The sequence below is a fragment of the Chryseobacterium phosphatilyticum genome (assembly GCF_002899825.2).
In the GTDB taxonomy this organism is placed as follows: Bacteria; Bacteroidota; Bacteroidia; order Flavobacteriales; family Weeksellaceae; genus Chryseobacterium; species Chryseobacterium phosphatilyticum.
In genome coordinates this window covers 749,930-768,687 of the sequence record NZ_PPED02000003.1, presented here as the reverse complement: position 1 = coordinate 768,687, position 18,758 = coordinate 749,930, and the positions used below count along the sequence as shown (strand labels likewise).

Genomic DNA, 18,758 nt, shown 5'->3' with positions numbered 1-18,758 from the left:
TTTTCTTAATAATGATTATGCTCTTACATGTTACCTTTTTTTCTCTTATTTGATTAAAGTTGTTTCAATTACCTTTGAAACAATCTAAAAATCAAAAACATAACCCCATGAATAAGATAAAAAAAATGGTACTCATTGGGATATTAGTACTCATCTACCCATTACAAATAAAAGCGGTGAATATCGTGCCTCAACCCACTTTTGTTTCAGAAAAACCCGGAGAATATATTATCAAAAATGCCATTAGCATTGATACCCGGGATAAGATAAGCTTCGAAAAAGAATACCTCAATGATCTATTAAAAACTGAATTTTTGTTGAATCCATCAAAAACCAGATCTCCAAAAGATAAAGGTATCCGTATATTGATCAATAAAAATCTCGGCTCTGAATTGGGAAATGAAGGTTATCGGCTTCAGGTGACCGAAACGGGTATATTACTGGAAGCACCTAACCCGGCAGGTATTTTCTACAGTATACAGACATTGAGGCAATTACTAAAAAAAGAAGATGGTATTGTAAAAGCAGGGTGTATAAAAATTATCGATCAGCCACGTTTTTCATGGCGTAGTTTTATGTTGGATGAAAGCCGGTATTTTAAAGGTAAAACTATTGTCAAAAAATTATTGGATGAAATGGCAGTACTCAAAATGAATACTTTTCATTGGCATCTCACGGATGACCAGGGCTGGCGTATTGAAATCAAAAAGTATCCTGAGCTCACAAAAACCGGAGGGAGACGTGACTCAACACAAACAGGTGGGTGGAACAGTAAAAAGTATGATCACCAGCCTCATCAGGGTTTTTACAATCAGGCAGATATAAAAGAAATTGTACAATACGCTGCAGAACGACACATCACGATTGTGCCGGAAATAGAAATGCCAGGACATGCTACTGCAGCCATTGCCTCTTATCCATGGCTGGGAGTTACCAAACAACCTGTTAAAGTATCCACTAAATTTGGTGTGATGTATGATATATTTGATGTGACAGATCCAAGGGTTATGAAATTTCTTCAGGATCTATTGAGTGAAATAACGACTCTATTTCCCTTCAATGTCATTCATATTGGTGGTGATGAAGTTAAATATGATCAATGGGCTCAATCTCCTGCTGTAAAAACATTTATGAAAAAGAATTCTTTAGCCTCTCCAGCTGATCTTCAAATATTTTTCACCAACAAAATGTCCAATTTTCTGGAGAAAAAAAACAAACGGATGATGGGATGGAATGATATTATGGGAGCAAAACTACATGATTATAATCTCAACACCCCTCCTGCAAGCGGAACCCTTTCAAAATCTGCTATTGTTCAGTTTTGGAAAGGTAATTTGGAAATGATCAGGGAAGCGACAAGTAACGGGTATGATGTTGTCAATTCCTATCATGAACTTACCTATCTGGATTACGATACTTCTCTGGAAAAATCCTACAGCTTTGATCCAATTCCTGAAGGACTGGATAAGAAGTTCCATTCCAGAATACTAGGTTCGGGGTGTCAGATGTGGTCAGAATGGATTCCTACCGCAGTTGATATGTATCCAAAAATATTTCCCCGACTTGCCGCTTATGCAGAAATTGGATGGAGCCAAAAAGAAAATAAAAATTTTAACCGATTTCAAAATTCACTACCCTACTTTTTCTCCCGATGGGACAAGGAAGGAATTAATGTTAAGAAAAATTAGCTTTTATAGAATATGAATGCAATACAGAAGTCTACTCGTTTTCGGTTGACCTTTTTGTTTAAATTTGCAATAGTATACGAATATTTACTTTTGAAGATAAACTGTTATGGAAGACAATCTTAATTGTATTTATAAAGTCATTCATTTCATAGAAAAAAATTATGATCAACAGATCTCCGTCAAGGATCTGGAGGAAGTATCTCATTATTCTTACAGAAATATCCAGCGTATTTTTAAATACAGCTGTGGGGAAACCATCGGTGCTTTTCAGCAAAGATTGAAAGTAGAGAATGCCTACAAAAGAATCCTGTATACCAAAGAAAACCTCACTTCCATTGGTATTGAAGTAGGATTTGCCAATATCGCTTCTTTCTCCAAAGCCTTCAAACAACATTTTGGTATTTCTCCAAAAGAAGCAAAGCTCAGTAAAGAAAAGCTTCTTTATAGCCCTGATCTTATTCCCGTAACATCCGATATAGTACTGGAACCCGAAATTGTATACCTTCAGCCTGCACAAATCTATTATCAAAGCATTCAAACCCATTATAATAATGAGGAAATTGAGTTATTATGGAAAAAATTTATGCTAAATAAATTTCCTGCTTCAAATCCGGCTTTTTTTGGTGTTATTGCAGATGAGCCATTGATTAAAACTGAAATTGAATGCCGGTATGATGCATGTGTCAATGTACAGGCCACCAATAAAAAGCTTCCATCCAAAATTATTTTAGGAGGAAAATATGCCCGTTTTACCCATGCAGGCAGCTATGAAACCATTGATGAAACCTATACAAAAATTTACTCCCGCTGGATTTTCAACTCCGGACTTGAGTTTTCCCACAGTCCTATCATAGAAAAATATGAAAGACATGCAGATCATACCCTCCGTGAAGAAGAACATCTGACTTATATTTTATTACCTCTGAAGTAAGTTGTCAATTTCGGACAACTTTGAACGTAAAGATCAATCTAATTTTGCCTTATCAAAAATAGATTGATTATGCAAAAAAAGAAAATCTTATTATCATTGTTACCTATCGTGTTATTCTCTTGTAGCCAAGGCGAGATATCAGACCCATCAGGTAACCCGGACCCTACTCCCGGAGCTGTAGTTTATAAAATGCCCGAAGAATCGGCTCCACATGAAGGGACCTGGCTTCAATGGCCACACGAGTATCAATATGGAGTTACTTATCGTAACCGTCTGGATCCTACCTGGGTAGCGATGACTAAAGAATTGGTACAAAGCGAAAAGGTCCATATCATTGCCTATGATCGTGCAGAAAAAGAACGTATTACAGGTTTATTAAACAACGCCGGAGTTTCCCTTAATAATATAGACTTTAAGCTTTATCAAACTGATGATTTTTGGGTAAGAGACAACGGTCCGATCTATGTAAAAGATCAGAGTGGCAAACTCTATATTCAGGATTGGGGCTTTAACGGTTGGGGAAATAAAGCCGCATTTAATAACTGTGACGCAATTCCTTCTAAAATTGCTGCAGATAATAATGTTCCAAAGATTGACCTTAATTCTGTAATGATTAACGAGGGCGGAAGTGTTGAAATTGATGGAGATGGCGTATTAATGGCTTGTAAAAGCTCCGTCCTTAACAGCAACAGGAATCCCGGAATGACTCAGCAGCAGGCAGAGGCTATATTTACCAAGAATTTAGGTGTTACCAAATTTATCTGGCTTAACGGAAAAGCAGGTCTTGATATTACAGATATGCATATCGATGGATTTGCGAGATTTGCAAATTCAACTACAATTATCACGATGAATTCTGATCATCTTGCATACTGGCAAGTTCCTGATGCTGATATTGATCGGTTATATAATGCAACAAGAAAAAATGGTTCTCCGTATCAATTTGTTAAAATCCCTTTGACTCAAAAAGATGTGATTACCACGTATGGGAAAAACGTGGGGAGAGCATCCTATATCAATTATTATATTGCTAATAACCGAGTGTTGGTACCTAATTATAATGACCCAAATGATGCAGTTGCCAATCAGATGATCCAAAATCTGTATCCGGATAAAAAAGTAGTGGGAATTGATTGCCGAAACCTATTTGCCAATGGTGGAATGGTACATTGTGTAACCCAGCAACAACCTAAATAAGATCATGCAAAACAACAATACCCTGTCAGATTTGACAGGGTATTGTTGATAGGAAAACGAGTACTATACCTTTTGATCTTAATAGGTTGCTGATAACAGAGCATCAATTTCACGATAAAATGATTCTTTACTGTAATCTGCCAGTCCCTTATGATGAAGTTGAATCTGTCCTTTTTTATCGAGTACTACGGTGGTGGGAAGCGAACCACTGAAGTAGGAAGCCGGAATATTACCAGCCGGAACCAAAAAAGGAAGTGTAAAATTTTTATCCCTCATATAAGCTCTTCCCAATTCCGGAACGTCATCAAGATTTACAGTTATAAAAACAATATCGGGATTGGATTTATATTTTTCATAAAATTCCTGTATTGAAGGAAATTCTGCTCTGCATGGAGGGCACCAGGATGCCCAGAAATTAATAAAAACGACCTTCCCTCTCAAGTCTGCAGTATGTACCACAGAGCCATCATCTCTCTTCAAAGATAAATTGATTTCCTCTTGAGAAGCAGTATCTCTATTTTTAGTCTTAGAAAACTCAGAATTGAGAAGTCCGGTAGAGGCTACCTGTCTCATTAACCAGGCTTTGGCATCTTTATTCACCAAAAGGATGATAAACACCACAACTAAAAGAGAAGTAGACCAGTTTGCTCTGAGCCATTTTTTTATATTTTCCATAGTATTTTTTACACTGAAGTGCTTATTTCTTTTTAATAATAATGTCTCCTTCTGTTAATCTGATTTTCTCTTCTTTTACCCTTAGTTCAATCCAGCAATCAGGGTTATCAGATTCACAATCGTTTATGACTCTATATTCGGAATAGCCGGTATCAGAATCGGGTAATTCTAAAATCGTTTCAACTGTATTTTTATTGATTTTATAGTTTTCAAAAATTTCTAATAAATACGAGGCTTGGGAAAGCTCTTGTTTGAATCTGATATTTGATTCCTTGTCTATATTTTGTTCTATTAATCTGTTTAATCGGTCAATTTCTTGTGCAATAAACTCCATGACTGTCATACCTCCTTATTTTATGAGTTTGAATATAAACCGGCAATTCCCCTTTTTAATCTCGATGAGATTGTAATCCGTAAGTTCAGAAATACTTTGCCGATTGCCTCGGGATAAGCTTTTTGCTGCCAAATTACAAATTTTACCAATACTATCAGATGCCGGATTATTTCTATCAAAGATAAAGCCTGCAGTAAAAACTACAGGCTTTATGCCTTTTTAAGCTAGAGCAGCAGGGCTCATCATTAAGAAAAAATGCATTTCATGACTATTCAGTAAGTTCAGTAATAAACTGCTGTAATAATCCGGCTATCTCTATAGCAAAATTCTTGTATAACATGCTAAAATGTCCTCCATCAATCTCCTCCACCTGCACTGATGTCGTATGATTCTCCCACCCAAGTGCAGGAAGCTCATGAGAAGTCGGATCTTCCATCGCTTTTATCACCATAAAAGGAGAATCAACGGTACCTTCAATCTTGTACCCCAGCATCATATTGGCAATATTCAAATCGATAATCCGCAGGATTAAGCCTTTACTTTCATTACTTACGATCATTCTATCCTTCAGAAACTCACTGATATTGGGAATTTTCTTTTGAGAAATTAATGTTGCCAGTTCGCTTTGCAGATCTTCTTTCCACTCCGGTTCTGAAGTCGTTAATAGACCATATTTATTCAAGGAATCCATTACAAATTTCATGACGTAATCCGTTTTAAAGAACAGGTCCGGTAATACCGTTGTAACATCGAGTATGGCAGCCATCTTCACTTTTTCTCCTGCTTGCTCCAATTGTTTAATCATTTCAAACAACATATGCCCTCCAAATGAATGTGCAATAAACTGATAAGGTCCGGTTGGTTGAATTTCCTGTATCCAGCTCAATTGAAGCTTAGCAATTTCCTGCATATCTTCCAATGGCTTTTCACCTTCCATTACTCCCATCATTTGAATGCCATATACCTTTCCTAAAGGAGCAAGAGCAGCAGCCAGTTCGTCATACCCATCACAATTGCCATTAGATCCCGGCAATAAAAATATATTTTGAGAAAGACGGCTCTTATTAAGCAATCTGATATGCTCATTCTGTATTACTTTTTCAGGCTGAAGGTCTTTCTGACCATTGATCAGCAAAGCTGCCTGCCCCGTGATGGTGGTATGAGAAAGTATTTCCCTTAACTGAACATCGTGTCCTTCAGCCCGTATACGGCTAAGTAACTGTAAAGTGGTAAGTGAGTGTCCACCCAGAGCAAAAAAGTCATCATCAGTACTAATATCATGGGTATTTAAAAGCTCAGCCCATATCTCTTTAAGCATTTTTTCCAGTGCATTTACAGGAAGAACAAGCTGACGGACTTTCGATTCTTTAGGGGAGTCAATACTCAAAGCATTGCGGTCTACCTTTCCTGAAATAGTAAGCGGAATTTGTGACAATACCTGAACATAAGCCGGGATCATATAATACGGAAGCTCTTCTCTGAGATAAGAAATAATTTCTTCTTCTGATAACTCATCATTGACAGACACATAAGCAATCAGTCGATTATCATTATGTCTATCAGTCTGTACCAGTACAGCAGCCTGCTTGATCTCCGGATGCTTGAGCAATACAGATTCTATTTCACCCGGTTCTATGCGGTATCCTCTTACCTTCACCTGATTATCCGCCCTGTGCTGATATTCAAGATTACCATCCGGCAGCCATCTCCCTATATCCCCTGTTCTGTATAAAACAGTCCCTGAAATACTATTAAACAGGTTCGGTATAAACCTTTGTGCTGTTAAGTCCGGACGATGAAGATAACCATCAGTAACCCCTTCCCCACTAATGCATATTTCACCGGGAACTCCTGTTGGAAGCAATTGTTGTAGCTCATCCAATACATAAACGGACGCGTTCTTTATGGGCTTTCCTATAGGTATTTTCTTTAAATATGCAGTGGCATATTTGTATCTGGTAGCCGTTACTGTTGTCTCTGTCGGTCCGTATTCATTATAAAATTCTACATATTGAGACCAATAAGCCGCCAGTGCTGGTGGACATTCTTCTCCCCCAACAACTATCCGTTTAAGGGCGGAAGATAATTTTATATGACCGAGACTTTGCAGGAACCCGGGAGTAAGAACAAGATGTGTAATTTGTTCTGCTTCTACAAACTGACAGAAAAGATCCGGATCATGCAATACCTCATCTTCCGGCAGTACCAACGTAGATCCTTTTAACAGGGATAAAAACATCACTTCAACGGACGCATCAAATGTGAAATTTGTAAACTGTAACGCCCGCTCATCCCTAGCAAAACCAAGTTGCTCACTACATCCTTCTATCAGGTTGATAACAGACCTGTGTTTTACCGGAACTCCTTTAGGTACTCCTGTAGATCCTGAAGTATAAATCACATACGCATAGGAAGAAGGTTGTGAAAAAGAAACTTCTCCAGTTGCTACAACATGAGAAGCTTCAGTCGTATTCACAAACACAATTTCAGGAGAAAAAAGAAACTCTGGTAACCGATGTCCCACTACAATAGTAGCTTTGGTATCATTTAATATCATGGCTACTCTATTTTCAGGCATTTTAGGGTCGATTGGTACATATGCTGCCCCCACTTTCATGATCGCTAATATACTTGCTACGGTACTTGCTGTACGGTCTGCCATCAGCGGAATATACATACCAGGCTTAACACCTGCATCAACCAATAAAGTTGCGATTCTGTCTACCCATCTTTGTAAGGTGTAATAAGAATATTCTTTTTCTGAAGCTATTAATGCAATTTTATCAGGATACATAACTGCTACTTCATCAAAACAGGAGGAAATTGTAGCTTCTTCTGGAAAAGCAGCTCTTGTATCATTGAATTTCTGTATCAAAAGTTCTTGTTCAGCAAGTGGTAAAAGCAATTGCTTGCCTATTTTTTGTTCTGCATCATGGCGGAAACAATTCAGCACATAATCGAAGTAATATTGCAGATCCTGAGTTGTTTTTCCACTTTGAAGCATTCTAGAAAGTGAGAAAACCACTTTCATATCATCTCCGGTAAGGCTGATGGAAAAATTAAGAAAAGTATTGGCCACCCCAAAGCTCGTATCGGTAAGCGACTCTTTTCCAAGTTGTACATTAACAAGATCTTTTTCCAGCTCATCATAAATGTGGAAATTGATAAAATTAAAAAGAACATCAAAGAACGGATTTTCCTTAGGAGAAGATTCTCCATTGATCCTTGCAATTTCCGAAAGAGGAGTACGATCATGAATTTCCAGTTGTTTTAATTTATCATCTATCTTTCTAAAATAGGCGATCCAGGACATACCTGGTTCCGGCATATCCAATACAAACGGTATGGTATTGAGAAAACATCCAAGCAATTTGTCCCCGTCTTCCACTATCGGACGATTATTGGCAACCAATCCGATCGTAATCCTGCGTCGGTAGCTCAACATACTTGTTACATACAGACTGATCCCCAGGAATACACCTTTTAATGACAATCCATACCCTTTAGCCAAGTCTTTCAAATGATGCAATACTTCAATATCATATCCCACTACCGTATTTTCATAGATTTCTTCATGGGTAAAAATATCAAGTCTGCGATGATCTTCCATTTCAGTTTGCCAGAACATGTGATCTGATGCCTGTCTTTTCCTGCTCATTTCTTCTTTTACAAAATCACGATAATGACCATTCAATTTCAGAAGTGGTTGATGATCGCTGTTCTTTTCCAACTGCAAATACAGATTAAATAATTCTGTATTAAAAGCTGCTACACTCCACCCATCCAATATGGCATGATGAAATTGTAAAATGAAAACGGTACCTTCCTGCCAGTGTAAAAGAGCAGCACGCCACAGAGGTCCATCCTGAATATCAAAAGAAATGACACGTTCCTTTTCCAGATACGGTTTCAGATAGTGCTTTACCCCGTTGATATCCTGATCGGATAAGTCCAGTTCTTCTACTTCCACCAACATAGTACGGGATACAGCCTGTAATCCTGTTTCGTAAAGGCCTAAATGGAATGTGGTTCTGAATGTTTCATGTTTATCCACCATGAGTTGTAAAGCTTTCTCAAAAAGGGACTTATTTATTTTCCGATTTACAGGATACAGGAATTGGTCATGATAAACAGCAGAGTCCGGATCACGCAATGAAGCATAAATCATCCCATTCTGAATACTGGTCATTGGATAAACAGACTCCAGTTGTTTTCCGGAACCCAATAATGGCAAGTATTTTTGTTCCAGATCCACCAGTTCGTTCGTAATTTCTGCAAGGACTTCACTATTACGATCATCATTACTATTCTCTAATAATACTGCTAAATCCCGCACTGTGCGTGCACCGTAAATATCTGCAACACCAATTTCAACTCCCATCTTATTTTTGATACGGGCTGCAACTTTTACCACACGGATGGAATCACCACCAATTTCAAAAAAATTATCGAGAACCCCTACACGATCTATATTCAATAAGTCCTGCCAGATTTCAGCAAGTGTGATTTCCATTGTAGAAACAGGTGCTTCATATCCGGTACTCCGCTTTTTTTCCTGGTCTTCAATATTCGAAAGCAAGCCACGATCTGTTTTTCCGTTTGAGGTCACAGGCATGTGTTCCAGAGCATTGATATCAGTTGGAATCATATATTCAGGAATAGTATTCGCCAGTGCTTGTCGTATCTTTTTTTCCATCTTAATCATGATTTCAGGAAGTAATCCTTTTCCGTTCTGCTTTATTTCATTCATCTCTTCCGGATTAAAAGCTTTCTCAAGATCCTTTATCGCTTTTAATTCAGGTACATAATAGCAAACCAGCTTTTTGTCTGAATCTCCATTTAAGCTTTTCACCACCACACAACTTTCTGCAACCTCCGGTAATTTATTTACAGCATGTTCAATTTCACCAAGCTCAATACGATAGCCCCGTATTTTTACCTGATGATCTATACGGCCAAGGTATTCAATGGTTCCGTCTTCCAGCCATTTACCCAGATCACCTGCCCGGTATAACTTTTCATCCTCATTTTTACTAAACGGATCTTTCACAAATCGTTCTGCAGTCAGTTCTTCTCTATTTAAATATCCGGTAGCAACACCTTCCCCGGCAACACACAATTCTCCCGGGACCCCAACAGGTACCGGTTGCAAATCTTTATCCAGGATATAAGCACGCAATGTAGGGATAGGTTTGCCAATGATACTACCACTTCCATTCATTTCTTTTTCTGTAATTTCCTGATACGTAACATGTACTGTTGTTTCTGTAATTCCGTACATATTGATCAATTGGCAGGAAGGAAACAAATGATGCCACCCTTTTAAACGCATCGGATGTAGCGCTTCACCACCAAAAATAACATAACGTACTTGTAATGAAACCGGATTTAATAAGATATACTCCTGTAAAACATAAAATGCAGAAGGAGTTTGGTTTAAAACGGTTACCCCTTCATTAATCAGTAATGTCGTAAAAGCCATCGTATCCCTTGCTATAGCACGTGGAATAATTACTACACGGCCACCGTAGAAAAGAGCTCCGTACATTTCCCAAACAGAAAAATCAAAACAATAAGAATGGAACATCGTCCACACATCATTTTCGTTAAAATCAAACAACGGATCGGAAGTCATAAACAGACGAACGACATTACGATGTGGGATGATCACTCCTTTGGGACGGCCCGTAGAACCGGAAGTGTAGATTATATAAGCAGGCTGTTCCGGATCACAGGCCGGAAGCTCCGCCGCATCTCCCGCCATTCCCCAATCACCATCAAGACAGATTAATTTTGATTCATATATCTGTCGTACAATAGAGAATGTTTGCTCCAATACCAGTACAACAGGAGCATTTGTATCGGTCAATATGAAATGAATACGGTCTTCAGGGTATTCCGGATCAACAGGGATATAGACACCACCGGCTTTTAAAACCCCTAAAATACCCACCATCATTTCCAAACAATGCCCTGTACATATGGGCACCAATGTCCCCTTGTCAACGCCTTCGAGCTTAAGATGCATAGCAAGCTTCGTTGAATGCTCATCAAGGGCACGATAGCTCAGATGTTTACCTTCAAAACTTACTGCAATATTGTCCGGAGTACGCTGTACCTGTTCTCTAAATAACCCCACAATCGTTTGTTCGGTAGGGTATGTAGCAGGAACACCGCTGAATGTATATAATAACTGATCTGTTTCAGCAGCGCTCAATATGATCATCTTATTAATGGGTACATCAGGCGTTAAGATCACTGATTGCAACAATCTTTCAAAATGCCCCAATAATCTTTCGATCGTAGAAGCCTTGAAAAGATCAGTACAATAAGCTACTTCTGCATGTAGCCCATCTGATGTTTCATGTATTGAAAAATGAAGATCAAACTGGCTGGTACGGTATCGATGTTGAATAGGTTCAGCCATTACTTCATTGAGTCTTTGTATTCCCATATCGGGAGTATTTTGCAATACAAATACAATCTGAAAAAGAGGATTCCGGCTTGTATCCCGTTCTTCCTGTACTTGTCCTACTACTTTCTCAAAGGGCACTTCCTGATGATCATATGCCTCCAGAAGGGTCTCTTTCACCCGTCGTAATGCTTCACGAAAGTCCGGTTGTCCACCCAGATCCGTACGTAAGGCCAATGTATTGACAAAGAACCCGATCAGGGGCTCAAATTCCTGCTGCAAACGACCAGATATTGCCCCACCTACACAAATATCATCCTGAGAACAATACCGATGTAATACGACTTTAAATGCCGTCAGCAAAGTCATGTATAATGTTACATCTTCTTTTACGGAAAATGATTTCAATTGTTCTGTAAGGGCTTTATTCACTCTGAACTTCATTGAATCTCCATGTATACTTTGTTTTGGAGAACGAGCATAATCAGTAGGCATATTCAACGAAACTACCCCATTTAGTTTACGTTTCCAGTAATCAAGCTTGTCATTAATCATTACCTCCTGCTGACGCTGCCAGATTGCATAATCTTTATATTGTACAACTAATTCCGGTAATATGGGTTCCTTACCATGAAGATACGCCTTATATGCAACCTCAATTTCTCCGGATAAAACAGATAATGACCAACCATCAGCTGCAATATGATGAATATTAATAACCAATACATGTTCGTGAGAGTTCAAAGGAATAAGATGAGCACGAAGCATATGTTCGTCAGACAAATCAAAAGGTATGGCTACCAATTCATCTGTCAGAGATTGAATACCCAGGTCATCCAAAACCAAAGAATCGCCTTGACGAATATCTATTTTCCATGTATTTTTTTCCAGCATATGCTGATAAGGAACACCGTCTTCCTCTCTGATCACCGTACGTAAAGGTTCATGGCGATCAACAATATATCCTAAGGCATTTTCCAATGACGGGATATGCAGGTCTCCTTTCAGTCTGAACCCCCAGATAATATGATATTGTACCGAACCATGTAAACGATCCAGAAACCACATCCTTTCCTGCCCGAATGACAATGGCAGATTATCTGTATAATATGCGGCAGATCTGATATCATGATCTTTCACATTCTTTTCCTGTACCTGTTGAATATGCATAGCCAGACGGCCAATGGTCTTGCAGGTAAAAAGTACGGTAGGAGCAACCCGAAGTCCCCATTCATTCTTAATAAAAGCACTTACACGCATTGCCATTAAGGAATGTCCTCCTAAATGGAAAAAGTTATCCCCGATGCCTACTTCCGGTATCTGCAACAAATCCTGCCATACTTCCGCCAATCTGCGCTCTATTGCATTACGTGGCTTTTCATTCTCGCCAACACTCGTGTTTTCCGGAGCAGGTAATACATTTTTGTCTACTTTACCGTTAGCATTAAGTGGAAGTGCATCCAACAAAACAATATGAGCCGGAATCATATAACCCGGTAATTTTATTTCAAGCCATTGCAGCAGGGCATTCTTGTCATAAGAGTTCTCAGAATCAACTACATAAGCAACCAGCTGAAGAACCCCTGTAGCATCAGGTCTCGAAATAACAACTGCTTGTTTTATCATCGTTGACTGTAGCAATACAGCGGCTACTTCTGCCGGTTCTATACGAAATCCTCTTATCTTTACCTGATCATCTGTACGGCCGACAAAAGCAACATTTCCATCAGGTAACCATCGAACCAAATCACCTGTTCTATACAGTTTTTCATGATGACCTTCTTTGAATAAGTGAGAAATAAAGGAAGCTTTGGTAAGTTCCGGTCGTTTATAATATCCATCGCTCAGCCCCGCTCCTCCAACATACAATTCACCTGTAATCCCAATGGGAACCTGCTTTTGATCTTTGTTGAGAATATAAGCACTGCGGTAGTTAAGCGGACGACCTATCGGAATTTCGTCTGACTCAGAATTATTCGTTAAATATCCCAATGAGAAAGTGGTATTTTCGGTAGGTCCATACCCATTTACAATGTGTAAACCAGGGTAATGTTCTCTTACCTTCCGGCCATGTTGGGCTGAAAAACGTTCTCCACCCACAATCACCGCTTGTAAGGTTTCGAATATGGTTACATCCGTATCTGCCAGGAGATTAAACCATCCGGTGGTAAAAAACATTTTAGTAACCCCATGTGTCCGGATTGTAGATTTTAACTTTGCCGTATCCATCAATTCTGCTTTGGTAGCCATGACCAATGTTCCTCCGTTCAATAACGCTCCCCAATATTCAAAAGTACTGGCATCAAAAGCAAAAGAACCGCCTGCCAGAATAGAATCACTGGATGTAATCGGAAAATAATCTCTTGCTTTTATCAGGCTCACAATATTACAGTGGGTCACTATTACTCCTTTTGGCTTCCCTGTAGAACCTGAAGTAAACATGATATAAGCCGTATCTCCACTTGTAACAGAAACAGGCTCAAATTGTACCGGCAATAGCTGTAAAGTATCCAGGCATATCATTTCTAAGACATCAACATCAAACCTTGAGGCATGTTGACTGGTTGTCACCACTATTTCACTCGTAATTTCTTCCATCAGCACCTTCAATCGCTCTGCAGGAAGATCCGGCTCAACAGGTACATAGGCTGCTCCAGACTTAAGAATTCCCAAAATAGCAATGATCAGCTCAGGAGTACGCTCCATACTTAACAGTACAGGCATACCAGGCTTCACTCCTCTTTCTTGTAATTGAACTGCCAGTGCATCAGAAAGCATTGCCAGTTCTGAGTACGTCATTTTCTTTTCACCATCAGTTAAAGCAATAGCATCGGGATTTAAATGAACTCTTTCTGCAAATACTGACATCACTGTATCTTCTGAGGTATATATTTCTTTGCTATTGGAATATTTTTCAAGCAATGATAACTCTTCCGGAGGTAAGATTCCGATATTTTTCAATGGTGTATCAGGATTAAGAGCACATTGTTCAATAATGTATAAAAAGCGATTGGCAAAAAGGTGCATTTCTTCAGGAGAAAAATAGCTTTTGTGATAAATAAACTCAATCTGCAATGGCTTATTTTCACCATATTCCTGCCAGAATATCTCTAATGGCAATGATTGGTGGTTATTTCTTACCAGGTTTAGATCTAACGGCATATCATATCCAAAATCAAGACTAAAATCAAGTCTTCCGTGATTTACAATGATTTCAAAGGGTGATGTTCGCTCTTCATCAGCCGGAGATAGTGCTTTAAAATCAGAAACGAGATATTGATAATGCGGATAGCTTTCTTTTTGATCTGCTGCTATATCCGATATCAATTCATGGAATGATTTCTCAGGATTGTATTGACCTAAAAATGGTAAAACTCCAGAGAACATTCCTACAGAGGAACGTTCTACAGCATTTTTACGTTTATGCAATGTTACTCCCAAAGCAAACTGATGCTGCCCGGTAACCTGTCCAAGATAGATATTTAATGCTGCAAGGGAAAGTGCAGATAGCCCTACTCCTGTATATTTTTTTAAAGAATCTAAACTGGCAATCTGTTTTTCATTTGGTTCTAAGGTATATATTCCACTGGTTTCTTTTCCTAATACCGGATATTTCTTTTCCAATAATGACGGAAGTAATTTCGGAAATTTTTCTTTCCAATATTGTCTGGTTTCTTCATAAGCAGAAGATTTATTGTAGTCATCCGCTGTTTTCATGACCGACACATAGGATGGTATGTCTTTATCCGAATAAACTTCATCCGCAAGCTCCCGATAGCATTCTGCCACTTCTTTAAACCAATTGGATAAGCCCAACCCATCCAATATGATATGATGATAATGCATAAAATACCAATGGGTATTATCATTGATCTTTATGATATAGTGCTGATGAGGAAAATTTCCCGGTATTAGAGATATGGGTATATTGAGCTGTTCCTGCATCCACATCAATGCATCTTCTTCAGACTTATTGCTAAAGTCTTTTTCTACAAAAATTGTTGACGGAAGCTCTGGTATAAGGGTAGCTGGTGAATCTACCTCATCGGTATCAAACTGTAACCGGAAAACGTCATGGGCAGATAACATTTGATTCACAGATGATAAAAAAAGATCTTTGTTCAGATTGTCTTTTAATATTAAATAACAACCCTGGCTGTAGCGCAGGCTGTCCGGGTTCATTACCTGATCAATAAAAATATCTCGCTGTGCGGGATGTAAGGAATAATGGATTGTGTTCATTTAGTAGATATTAGTTTAAAAAAAATTCAAATCTTTATTTGCGGATATCGTTTTTCATACAACCAACCCAACAATATTGGCTTCAAATGGGAATCTTACTAAAAAAGAATTCAAAAAAGCTGATGAACAGAAAAAGCTTTTTCTATCCCAGACTTACTTTTCCCTTGTGGTCTGAAAAATAAAGTGAATCCTGATCGCTTTAGCTGGCATAAATGATCATTTTAACAGAAAAGCAGTTTACTTTTCTATCATCTATGAGTGAAAGGACATCGAAACTTTATTTTGAGTTTCCTTTTCCCTTCTTTTTTTATCCTGCCAGTGTATCAGTAGAGATATAAGGCCTGTGATGATCAATATATAGGAAATCAATCTGCCACTGCCTTCTATCAATTTTGTTGCAGTAGCCTGTTCATATGTAGTAAATCCTTCCAGTCCTGCTGCATTACGTCTGTTGAATCTTCTTCTGTTGATCCGGTAGTGTAAAGGAATACCGGTCACCAATAAGAAAATGCCCATAATAAGAAAGGTATAATCCATGATTGTGATTTTTTTGGTGCGTGATAAATTTAAATAAAATAATTCTTATCATCGTGAAATTTCACAAAAAAAATATTAATAATAATCTCATTTACTTAAGTATATTCTTATTTATAAAGATTAATCTAAATAATATTTCCTTTTAATGAGATTTAACACCTTTTAAAGACTTGTGCTAATTCATTAATTTGGCTGAAAAACTCTTCATTATTTTTATAAGATCTACTTTCTGTCAGATCATAATTCACCCCAATAATTATTGTTAATTTTGTACTCATGGAAGAATTTATAAAGTACCTATTGCAATTTGCTCATTTGAACCCAAAACAAATTGATCTGATTATAAGTAAAGCAGAAGAAACAGAACTTTATAAAGGTAAATATTTCGCAGAAGAAGGCAAGATTCTGCAACAAGTGGGGTTTATTCTTGATGGCATTTTCCGTATCTGGTATTATAATGACAAAGGTGAAGAAATCACTAAAATTTTTATCGAAGAAAAACATTTACTTTTTAATCTTAAAAATGTACCTTCTGCTGAATATATTCAGGCAGCTACAGATTGTAAACTCCTTGTATTTCCTAACGCCGGCTGGAAAGAAATTTCCGACACGATTCCTGAATGGGAAAATATGATTCATAAGATCACCAATGCTGCGTTGGTTCAAAAGCTGAAAAGAGTAAGTCCTTTAATTTCTCAGGATGCCACGACGCGCTATCTGGAATTTATGGAAAAATATCCCACACTTGTCAACCGCATTCCACTATCATACATCGCTTCTTATCTGGGCATTACCCAACAATCACTCAGCAGGATAAGAAAAACCATTCGGTAGGTTACTTTTTACCAAATGGTAAACAGATTCATTTTTTTACTACGCATTTTTACATCATCAATTGTAAAAAAATAAAAAAATGAGTAAAACAATTTTCATTACAGGTACTTCATCAGGATTAGGAAAAGCAACAGCTATATTATTTGCGTCAAAAGGCTGGACAGTCATTGCCGCAATGCGTGCCCCTGAAAAAGAGACCGAACTTACCCAATTATCTAATGTTTATCTTTTAAAACTGGACCTGAATAATCCTGAAGAAATCACCCGGATAGCAGCTGAAGCAGAAAAGATAAGTCCCATAGATGTATTATTCAATAACGCAGCATATGGCCTTATGGGACCTTTTGAAGGAACTACTGATGAGCAATTAGCACAGCTGATTAACACCAATTTTCTGGGAACGATTCTTGTCACAAAGGCATTTCTGCCCTATTTCAGAACAAGAAAAACCGGAACTATCATTACAACAACTTCCTCTACCGCCAATATTCCTTATCCGTTTGTAGCCGTCTATGCTGCAACAAAATCAGCATTGGAAACCTGGACAGAGGGAATGAGTTATGAATTAAATAGCTTGGGGATCTGCATAAAAACCATTGTTCCGGCTTATATGCAGACCCATTTTGGGAACAACGCTCAATTTACTACGCATCAGGACTATCAGGAGGTTTTCAATCAATATATCACCACTATGAAAGAAGATGCCGGGACTCAACGTGATACCCCGGAAAGTATTGCTGATATTGTTTATATAGCGGCTACTGACCATAAGAAACAATTGCACTATACCGCAGGTAATCTTGCTACGTCAGAATATAAATGGTTAAGAGAAGAAGGTATTGAAGCCGTAATTGATACCATGAAAAAAAGATTTTTTCCTAAAAATTAATAACCAAGCCTCTTTTTAATCAAGTTACAGGATTTGATTTTAACTAAGGTAGTTTCAAAATTCACAGCATTTGGTTTTTGAAACTACCTCACTTAGGGCAATATGGTCACTTATTATAATTGTGAATACAAATCCATGAAACACTGTAAGGCTCTTGACTGAGGCCCGTCTTTTCTAAATACAAATACGGTATTCATGGTTCCTAATTGTTTGTTGAGACCATATGTTTTGATTTTTCTATTCTGATAATAATTTAAAAGTATCTCTTCGGGCAATAAACTGATTCCTAATCCTGCTTCCACGAAGTTGATAATTCCCTCAATAGAATTCACCACAGTACTTTTATAATTCAGAATACCTTTATGACTTAACCAGGACTCTAATCGTTCTCTGAAAATACATCCCTCATCAAATACTACAATTTTTAATGGTTCTTTTGTGATTAATGTGGGCAGTTGTGGTCCTTCTGAAGACGCTAAAATAACAAGCTTCTCCTCTTTTACATTCATCTTTTCCAGCCCGTCGATATTGAGAGGGGCAGAGACAAAAGCAGCATCCAATTTATAGTTCAAAACATCTGCAATGAGCGAATTTCTGGGATCTGACTTGAATTCTAATTCAATACCGGGATATTTTGATTCAAAAATAGTCAGTATCTCCGGTACTTTTAATGCCATCGTTGTTTCTATGCATCCTATTTTCAGATGGCCACTCACATGATCACTGCTTTTGACATTTCTTTTTGCTTCTTCTACCAAATGCTGAATCTGTTTACAATATTGCATCAATACCCTCCCTTCAGAGGTAAGCTCTACTTTCCGGGATGTACGGGCGAAAAGCCTGGTATCAAACTCGTCTTCAAGGTTTTTTATTCTGGCTGTAACATTTGATTGTACTGTAAACATCATTGCCGCGGCTTTTGTAAAGCTTCCACTCTCCGCAACAGCTTCAAATATTTTCAAATCGTTTATATTCATTTTAATCAATCATAAAAAGTGATTCAAAACATCACAACTAAT

At 38.0% G+C, this 18,758-nt stretch carries 10 protein-coding genes; 5 read left to right on the top strand and 5 right to left on the bottom strand.

The features are described from left to right. Window positions 1–107: 107 nt before the first annotated feature. The 3 genes from C1631_RS15360 (at window position 108) to C1631_RS15350 (ending at window position 3,816) form a co-directional block, all read left to right on the top strand. A complete protein-coding gene (locus C1631_RS15360) occupies window positions 108–1,688 on the top strand; it encodes a beta-N-acetylhexosaminidase (protein WP_109713199.1) in 1,581 nt (526 codons plus the stop codon). 106 nt (window positions 1,689–1,794) lie between these two features. Further along, window positions 1,795–2,619, top strand: coding sequence for an AraC family transcriptional regulator (locus C1631_RS15355; RefSeq protein ID WP_109713197.1), 825 nt, complete (start codon window positions 1,795–1,797; stop codon window positions 2,617–2,619). Between the two features lie 69 nt (window positions 2,620–2,688). Further along, window positions 2,689–3,816 carry an agmatine deiminase family protein gene (locus C1631_RS15350; protein WP_109713195.1) on the top strand — a complete coding sequence of 376 codons (1,128 nt, stop codon included), beginning with the start codon at window positions 2,689–2,691 and terminating at the stop codon, window positions 3,814–3,816. A gap of 78 nt (window positions 3,817–3,894) precedes the next feature. Here the strand turns inward: C1631_RS15350 and C1631_RS15345 are convergent, their stop codons facing one another. The 4 genes from C1631_RS15345 to C1631_RS15330 all read right to left on the bottom strand — a co-directional run bounded on the left by C1631_RS15345 (window position 3,895) and on the right by C1631_RS15330 (window position 16,016). Beyond that, window positions 3,895–4,491, bottom strand: coding sequence for a TlpA family protein disulfide reductase (locus tag C1631_RS15345; protein WP_103249352.1), 597 nt, complete (start codon window positions 4,489–4,491; stop codon window positions 3,895–3,897). 22 nt (window positions 4,492–4,513) lie between these two features. Then, a complete protein-coding gene (locus C1631_RS15340; RefSeq protein ID WP_123966699.1) occupies window positions 4,514–4,834 on the bottom strand; it encodes a hypothetical protein in 321 nt (106 codons plus the stop codon). A 259-nt stretch (window positions 4,835–5,093) separates the two neighbouring features. After that, window positions 5,094–15,479, bottom strand: coding sequence for a non-ribosomal peptide synthetase (locus C1631_RS15335; protein WP_109713191.1), 10,386 nt, complete (start codon window positions 15,477–15,479; stop codon window positions 5,094–5,096). Window positions 15,480–15,731: 252 nt separating this feature from the next. Continuing rightward, entirely contained in the window at window positions 15,732–16,016 is a 285-nt protein-coding gene (locus tag C1631_RS15330) for a molybdenum ABC transporter permease (RefSeq protein WP_103248548.1), read from the bottom strand. 276 nt (window positions 16,017–16,292) lie between these two features. On the opposite strand from C1631_RS15330, the gene C1631_RS15325 reads away from it, so the two are divergent. Both C1631_RS15325 and C1631_RS15320 read left to right on the top strand, forming a co-directional pair. Continuing rightward, window positions 16,293–16,850 (top strand): Crp/Fnr family transcriptional regulator, encoded by a 558-nt coding sequence (locus C1631_RS15325; RefSeq protein ID WP_109713189.1) that lies wholly within the window; start codon window positions 16,293–16,295, stop codon window positions 16,848–16,850. Window positions 16,851–16,929: 79 nt separating this feature from the next. Beyond that, on the top strand, window positions 16,930–17,739 hold the full coding sequence (locus C1631_RS15320; RefSeq protein ID WP_103248550.1) for an SDR family NAD(P)-dependent oxidoreductase: 810 nt from the start codon (window positions 16,930–16,932) through the stop codon (window positions 17,737–17,739). Between the two features lie 113 nt (window positions 17,740–17,852). Here the strand turns inward: C1631_RS15320 and C1631_RS15315 are convergent, their stop codons facing one another. After that, a complete protein-coding gene (locus C1631_RS15315; protein ID WP_109713187.1) occupies window positions 17,853–18,716 on the bottom strand; it encodes a LysR family transcriptional regulator in 864 nt (287 codons plus the stop codon). Window positions 18,717–18,758 lie beyond the last annotated feature (42 nt).